This is a genomic window from Ohtaekwangia sp. (assembly GCF_036786105.1).
GTDB lineage: Bacteria > Bacteroidota > Bacteroidia > Cytophagales > Cyclobacteriaceae > Ohtaekwangia.
The window spans coordinates 1-7,530 of sequence record NZ_DAIQRQ010000113.1 but is presented as its reverse complement, the minus strand read 5'-3'; the positions used below and the strand labels follow the sequence as shown (position 1 = coordinate 7,530).

General features: G+C 45.6%; 5 protein-coding genes. 1 reads left to right on the top strand and 4 read right to left on the bottom strand.

Annotation, left to right across the window (positions count from 1 at the left end; all coding sequences use genetic code 11):
- Positions 1-2,102 (bottom strand): methylmalonyl-CoA mutase family protein (locus tag V7Q33_RS22975; protein WP_333821446.1); only part of this gene is annotated, 2,102 nt, incomplete at its 3' end.
- Positions 2,103-2,344: 242 nt separating this feature from the next.
- Between V7Q33_RS22975 and V7Q33_RS22970 the strand changes: the two genes are divergently transcribed.
- Positions 2,345-4,777, top strand: coding sequence for an ABC transporter permease (locus V7Q33_RS22970; protein WP_333821445.1), 2,433 nt, complete (start codon positions 2,345-2,347; stop codon positions 4,775-4,777).
- 137 nt (positions 4,778-4,914) lie between these two features.
- On the opposite strand, the gene eutC is transcribed toward V7Q33_RS22970, so the two are convergent.
- The 3 genes from eutC to V7Q33_RS22955 all read right to left on the bottom strand — a co-directional run bounded on the left by eutC (position 4,915) and on the right by V7Q33_RS22955 (position 7,333).
- Positions 4,915-5,685 (bottom strand): ethanolamine ammonia-lyase subunit EutC, encoded by a 771-nt coding sequence (eutC, locus tag V7Q33_RS22965; protein ID WP_333821444.1) that lies wholly within the window; start codon positions 5,683-5,685, stop codon positions 4,915-4,917.
- A 149-nt stretch (positions 5,686-5,834) separates the two neighbouring features.
- Positions 5,835-6,731: a helix-turn-helix domain-containing protein gene (locus V7Q33_RS22960; RefSeq protein ID WP_333821443.1), complete on the bottom strand. Its 897-nt coding sequence runs from the start codon at positions 6,729-6,731 to the stop codon at positions 5,835-5,837.
- Between the two features lie 14 nt (positions 6,732-6,745).
- Positions 6,746-7,333: a TetR/AcrR family transcriptional regulator gene (locus V7Q33_RS22955; RefSeq protein WP_333821442.1), complete on the bottom strand. Its 588-nt coding sequence runs from the start codon at positions 7,331-7,333 to the stop codon at positions 6,746-6,748.
- Between the last annotated feature and the right edge of the window lie 197 nt (positions 7,334-7,530).

Below are 7,530 nucleotides of genomic sequence, written 5' to 3'. Positions count from 1 at the left end.
TTCATAAAATATCCCAGCAACATGGGCGCAGGACCGTTGATGGTCATGGACACCGATGTTTTAGGATCGGCCAGGTTGAAGCCGCTGTATAATTTCTTTGCATCGTCCAGGCAGCAGATGCTTACACCCGAGTTACCGATTTTGCCATATATATCGGGGCGATAATCCGGGTCGTTGCCATAGAGTGTAACCGAATCAAATGCTGTCGATAACCGTTTGGCAGGCATTGCTATACTTACATAGTGGAATCTGCGGTTTGTGCGTTCGGGGCCGCCTTCACCGGCAAACATGCGTGTGGGGTCTTCGCCTTCGCGCTTGAACGGATATATACCTGCGGTATAGGGAAATTCTCCCGGTACGTTTTCCTGCAAGCTCCACTGCAGCAACTCTCCCCACGCCTCATATTTAGGCAACGACACTTTTGGAATCTGCAGATGCGACAGCGACTCCGAGTGTGTTTGAATACCAATCTCTTTATCGCGTACCTTGAATTTAAAGAGCGGCTCTTTATACTGCTGTACTTTTTGTTTCCACTCTTCAATGACCTTAAAGTTTTTCGGATCGAGGTTGAGCTTCAGCTTTTCGAATTGTTCCTGCAATACTTTGATCAACCGGTCTTTGTCTTCAATTGAAGATTGTTGCAGGGTTTCGATGGAAAGCATGATACCATATAGCTTTTGTGCACATGCCGCCTGCTCTTTTACCCAATGATCGAAACCACGGTTGCTTTCGGATATCTCACTGAGATAACGTGTACGATGTGGAGGTATAACAAATATCTTCTCCGACATCTCGCGTGTAATTTGAAAATTAGATTGCAACGCGGCCCCTGTCTTCTCTACTATCTTATCAAGTATATGTTTGTAAAGCTGGTTCGTGCCCGGATCGTTGAACTGTGAAGCAATTGTTCCGAACACAGGCATGTCTTCCACCTTCTTCGTCCACTGCTGGTGGTTGCGCTGGTATTGTTTCTTTACATCACGCAAGGCATCCAGGGCACCACGTTTGTCGAACTTGTTTAGTGCAATTACATCCGCGAAATCAAGCATGTCGATTTTCTCAAGCTGGGTTGCTGCACCATACTCCGGTGTCATTACATAAAGCGACACATCGCTGTGGTCCAGTATCTCAGTATCGCTTTGCCCTATACCTGAGGTTTCCAGGATAATCAAATCATATCCTGCTGCTTTCAATATCTGTATCGCTTCTTTTACATACGCAGAGAGTGCAAGATTGCTTTGACGTGTTGCCAGCGATCGCATGAATACACGCGGATTGTTAATGGCATTCATACGAATACGATCGCCCAGCAAAGCGCCACCCGTTTTTCGTTTGGAAGGATCAACGGAAACAATACCGATCGTCTTGTCTTTAAAGTCAATCAGAAATCTTCTCACAAGCTCGTCCACCATCGAAGATTTACCGGCACCACCGGTACCTGTTATACCCAACACGGGTGCGCTGGATGTAGCTGCTTTCTTCTTTACCTGTTCAAAAATCGATTGATGCTTATCGTAATAATTTTCTGCAGCGGAGATCAGTTGTGCGATCGGCAAATGATTCTTCGTATGAAGCTCTGTCACATCATCAATCACATTCAGCCCGGTGGGATAATCACTTTGCTGAACGAGGTCGTTGATCATTCCCTGCAGGCCCATGGCGCGACCATCATCAGGTGAGTAAATGCGCGTGATGCCATGATCCATCAGCTCCTTTATTTCTTCGGGCAGAATTACACCACCACCACCACCAAAGATCTTGATATGACCTGCGCCTTTCTCTTGCAGCAGGTCGTGCATATACTTGAAATATTCATTGTGCCCACCCTGGTAGCTCGTCATGGCAATAGCTTGTGCATCTTCCTGTATAGCCGTGTTTACCACTTCTTCCACACTGCGGTCGTGCCCCAGGTGAATCACTTCACAACCCGTTGCCTGGATAATGCGGCGCATAATGTTTATAGCAGCATCATGCCCATCGAAGAGACTTGCGGCTGTAACAATCCGCACTTTGTTTTTCGGTTTGTAAGGTTCAGGCGCGGCATGTCCGGCAAGGGACGGTTTGTGATCGGTTTTAGAAGGAGAAATTGCTTCCGTACTCATGGTTTACGTGATTCAATTGCCAAAAATACACAGAACCATGATAATCCCTAACAGTTATTAGGAGAACGTTGATTGGCTTCTTTCTTGTAACCATTTCTCTTTTTTTAAGTATTGATGGGACCGGAACAACATTGTGCATTACGACAGAAGGGACGATGTGTGGGCAGATATTGCCGTGTGGTACAACTTTTAGTGCAAAACCTGCATCTCACGATTAACAATATATATCAAACCAAGCCCGTATGTTCAAGAATTACCTCACACTTGCCTTCCGTAATCTTCTGAAACGGAAGTTGTATTCGTTCATCAATATCGCTGGCCTTGCTATAGGTGTAGCGGTTTGCCTGGTTATCCTCAAGTACGTTGACTTCGAGCTTAGCTATGATAATTATCATCAGAATGCTCCCAATATATACCGCACAGTAACATCGAGCTATACCAATGGCGAATTTCGCAGTGCCGGCCCGCTCTCCGGTTATGCACAGGGACCTTTGTTGGTACAGGATATACCTGAAGTAAAAACCTATGTGCGCACGCACCCCATGTATGGTGGTGCTGTAATCAGTAACAATGCATCGGCAGGGGAGCCGTTGCGCTTTCACGAAGAAAATATACAGTTTGTAGACTCTACTTTTTTTGATGTCTTCACCTATCAATCTATAGCCGGTAATCCGGCAACGGCGTTGGATAAGCCGAACTCCATGGTGATTACAAAGACGACAGCCAAAAAATATTTTAACAATGAAGATCCGGTCGGTAAAACCATGACTATATCCGGTGGCTGGGCTGATGGTGATTACCAGGTAACGGCCGTGATTGAAGACGTTCCGGAAAACTCACACTTCCCATTCGACTTCCTGTTGTCGTTTCAGAACATTATGCAGAACGGTCAGTATAAAAATGACAATGGCTGGGGCTGGTATAATTTCGTAACTTATATTGAGTTGCAACCGGGTGCCGATCATAAGGAGGTTGAAAAGAAACTGCCTGCATTCATACAGAAATATCAGGGTAAAGATTTAGCGGAGTCCAACAGCAAACAAGTCCTCACATTTCAGCCGATACGCGATATACACCTCACACCGGGTTTCAACAATGAGTCAAGCGCGACCATGAGCGTGAATACTATTTACTTCTTCGTCATCATTTCTATTTTTATTCTGGCCATTGCCTGGGTAAACTATATTAATCTTTCTACAGCACGAGCCATTGAACGTGCACGTGAAGTAGGCATCAAGAAGGCGATCGGAGCCTTTCGAACACAATTGATGTCGCAGTTTATTTTTGAATCCGTGCTGGTAAACTTCATCGGTATTGTGATTGCCGTGCTGATAGCGTTTTTATTGCTGCCAGTGCTAGGAGATATAGTTGGCAAGAAGCTTGTGTTTGATTTTACCGATATACGTTTGTGGGGTATACTATTTGGATTGTTTGCGGTAGGCTCGCTGGTGTCGGGCGCTTATCCTGCTTTTGTATTGTCGTCATTCAATACTACTGCTGTATTGAAGGGTGGCGCTGATAAAGTTACCGGCGGTTTCTCGTTACGAAAAGCGTTGGTGGTTTTTCAATTTGTTGCTTCACTCATTTTGATTGCCGGTACATTTGCTATCTATCGACAGTTGATGTTCATGCGCAGCCAGGATAAGGGATTTGATATGGAGCAGATGTTGATCTTCAATGGCCCGAGTGTAATTGAAAATCGTGAGACGGCAGAAGAGAAGTTGATTACGCTGAAAAATGAGATAAAGAAAATTGCATCGGTAGAAAATGTAGCCACCTCGGCATCTATACCCGGTGGCGGTTTTAACTGGGGAACCGGCATGCGAAGAGATGGCACACAGCAGGAGGAAAGCAAGAGCGGAAATGTAGCCTGGGTTGATCCTGACTTTTTAGCAACCTATAAAATGGAACTTATTTCGGGAAGACCCTGGGACCCGGACCGTAAATCGGATCGCGAAGCAATGCTGGTAAACGAAGCTGCCCTGACAACGTTTGGATTGGGCGATGCACAGCATGCGCTGGAAGAAAGAATTATACTGGGCGATGATACCGTAAACATTATCGGCGTATTGAAAAACTATCACTGGAATTCGCTGAAGAGCGAACATATACCGATTCTATTAGCTTCCGATAAAGTTTCGCGAAGAAATTACTCCGTGCGCCTGTCGGGAAATATACCGGAGTCTATCAGGCAGATTGAAGCCAAGTTTAAAGAAGTATTTCCGGGCAACCCGTTCGACTATTATTTCCTGGATGATTTCTTCGATAAACAGTATAAAGATGATCAGCAATTCGGAAAAATATTCAGCCTGTTTGCCGGGCTCGCCATCGTGATAGCCTGCCTCGGTCTGTGGGGACTTGCCAGCTTTACTACTACGCAAAAGCTACGCGAGATCAGCATCCGTAAGGTATTGGGTGCTTCCACTTCAAGCATTATGTCGTTGCTGTCAAGTCAGTTTATGATCCTGGTGTTGATTGCATCGGTGATTGCTTTGCCAATTACCTGGTATGGTATAGATCGTTGGCTCGGAGGTTTCGCATTTCACATCAACCTCACGTGGGATTTGTTTGTTATACCCAGCGTTATTCTGGCATTAATTGCCTTGGGAACGGTGAGTGTTCACATTCTGAAAGGCGCCAGCACCAACCCAGCCAAAGTACTCCGCTCCGAATAGCCGCTGGCTGTGCGGAGAGGCTGAGTATAGCATATATACCGCATCAGGTATGGTAGATGCAGATTTATACTTGATGCGGTTTTTTGAATCTTAACCTCAACTGTCCAGGATCCAGAGACTTGTAGCCTGCAGCCTTTCTAAACGCTCGCAGTTATTTCTCCGCTGTTGTCCTTCAAATTCACGCCCGACAATTGGCGTTTCAGGATTTCTTGTATCAGATAGAATATTTTATCGGCAGCTTCTTTATAGGGCAATCCTTCGGGGCGTATGTTGCTGATGCAGTTGCGGGCTTCATCGGTAAGACCAACAGCAGGAGCATAGGTAATGTAGGCGCCCATACTATCCGGTGAAGTCAGGCCCGGGCGTTCGCCTATCAACACTACAACAAGCCTGGCGTGTAGTAATTCACCAATCTCATCACCCGTTGCCACACGTGCCTGCTCTACCAATGTTATCGGCGCAAGCGATATACCCGAATGTTTTAGCATGCTGATACAGAAGTTTAACACTGGTATGGCATGCTTGTTAATAGCGGTGGCAGATAATCCATCAGCCAGTACAAAGGCGACTTCGGTTGGAGAAGGACTAATCTCCTTTAACAATGTTACCGAAGATGTATTTAGTCTTCGTCCGTGATCAGGTCGCTTCAGGTATTCTTCTCGTGTGGAGGCTATACTGTGTAGCCGGTATAGCGGTAGTTGAAAAATCTCAAGTGCCTGCATCAAGGCATCACAATCCAGCGATGAGTATACAGCATCGCGTGCGTGTGCATGTGCCAGCTTAAACTTTAGCGCTTCCTGTAAAGGAACAGACACACCTGTTCTACCCAACGCGATTCGCGCATCTGTAAAAGTTTGCAACGATTGCCAGGGATCGGCTGTGATAGCTGGAGTTTTAGCAGGTGTCATGGAAGATGATGAAAAGTAAATATAGTCTTTTTGAAGCGTTAGGCAGCGCTTACCATCATCGTTAGTAAAAATTTCCCACAGAACTCACAGATTTACACAGAACTTTTACGCATTATTCTGTGTCATTCTGTGAGTTCTGTGGGAAATAATTATACTAAAACCTTTTGCGACATCTGCCGGAAGCGTGCCGGAGTATAGGATGTATTCTTCTTGAAGAACGTTACAAAATGCGAGGGCGCATTGAACGATAGCTGATACGAGATCTCTTTTACACTGAGATTGGTTTGCAGCAACATATCTTTCGCAAAACGAATAATATATTCCTGCAGCAGCTCATGCGCTGTTTTTCCGGTGGCGCGTTTCACCACGGCATTGAGATAGTTAGGATGCACAGACAGTCGCGATGCATAGTGCGCTACCGTGCGGCTTGCCTGGTTGTTATCGTTCTCTTTAAAGAACGTATCCAGCATAAACTTGAACTGGCCGGCAATGGCAATATCATTTTGATTGCCCGACTGCACTACTTCTTTTATAAACGCTGCAGAGCGACTATAGATCCGTCTGATCTGCAGCATAAGTGTTTGCAGGTAGCTCACGATCATATCAAACCGGTCGCTGTGATCGGAGTTATACTCATCGCACATCTGCTCATATATACCTTGCAATAAAGGCACATCACAGTATTCCAGTTCTAATGGAATCGTATTTTCAAGACGCAGAAAAGGTACATCGAACATGAGTGATGCAAGACCGCGGTATTTTTCCAGAAACGATTCTGTAAATGCTACACAATATCCTTTTTTGCAAGTCGGCTTCTTCTGGTCTGCCACTACAACCTGGTAGGGAATTTTGAAATATAGCAGGGGCTTACCACCTGTTTCCATATCTATATGCAGCGATATGGAATAGATGCGATGGCGGATAGGCTCATATTCTTTTTTGTACGTGATCGGAGAATCTATGCGCCTCACATCGATATCATCGTATAGTGGGGAAGGCCCGCCTATATGTTTCCGATATTCACCCAGAGTGCTTACTTCCAGCATGCTTGTATATAGATTTACTTCAATACGTTTGCTTCTACTTCTTCTTTTAAAATTTCAATAACCACTTTCATTTGCTGAAGATTTCCCATGGAGCGGCTAATGAATGTAGCACCCTCCAGCATGGCAAATGCTTTTATTGAGAAAGTAGTGGCATCAAACCGTTTCGAAAATTCTTTGTTCGCTATACCGAGTTCAATGAGTTTAACAAAACGATTTTCGGCAAACCGGATCGCCTCCCGCACGCGCTGGCGCATCTGCGGATGTGTGTCGTCAGCTTCGATGCCAAAATTCAGAATCGGGCATCCACCAGAATCATGACGTGCCACATCGCCATATACGTCAAGCAACGCGAAGAGCTTGGCTTTCGCAGTGGTTTGTGCGGCGAGTACTCCGTCTATGCGCTTGCGCCGGGCATCGCGCAGGTAATCAAATACCTCCAACGATATTTCGTCTTTGCTTTCGAAGTTACCATATACTCCGCCTTTGGCCAGGTGCGTAGCTTCCATAATGTCGGTAATAGAAGTGCCCGCCATTCCTTTCTTATTAATGATGGGCGCAGCCTTTTCGATAATTAGTTGACGCGTACGTTGTGCTTTCGTCATGATGAAGTAGATACGCAAAATTGGACCGATCGGTTCATTTCAACACAGGATTCCTCAGGAAATGAACCGAACGGTCTTTTTCCGGTGACGAACGGTTGCTTATATCTACTCGGTCACCCCTTCCATTTCATCATACCAACCTTTTGTCGCTGCATCGAGTTGATCGAATAACTTGAACAGGTTGGAGAGATCTCCCA

Excerpts from the sequence above, each read along its gene's own strand:
- V7Q33_RS22960 (WP_333821443.1), bottom strand. The coding sequence starts at position 6,731 with ATGCTGGAAGTAAGCACTCTGGGTGAATATCGGAAACATATAGGCGGG.
- V7Q33_RS22970 (WP_333821445.1), top strand. The coding sequence starts at position 2,345 with ATGTTCAAGAATTACCTCACACTTGCCTTCCGTAATCTTCTGAAACGG.
- eutC (WP_333821444.1), bottom strand. The coding sequence starts at position 5,685 with ATGACACCTGCTAAAACTCCAGCTATCACAGCCGATCCCTGGCAATCG.
- V7Q33_RS22955 (WP_333821442.1), bottom strand. The coding sequence starts at position 7,333 with ATGACGAAAGCACAACGTACGCGTCAACTAATTATCGAAAAGGCTGCG.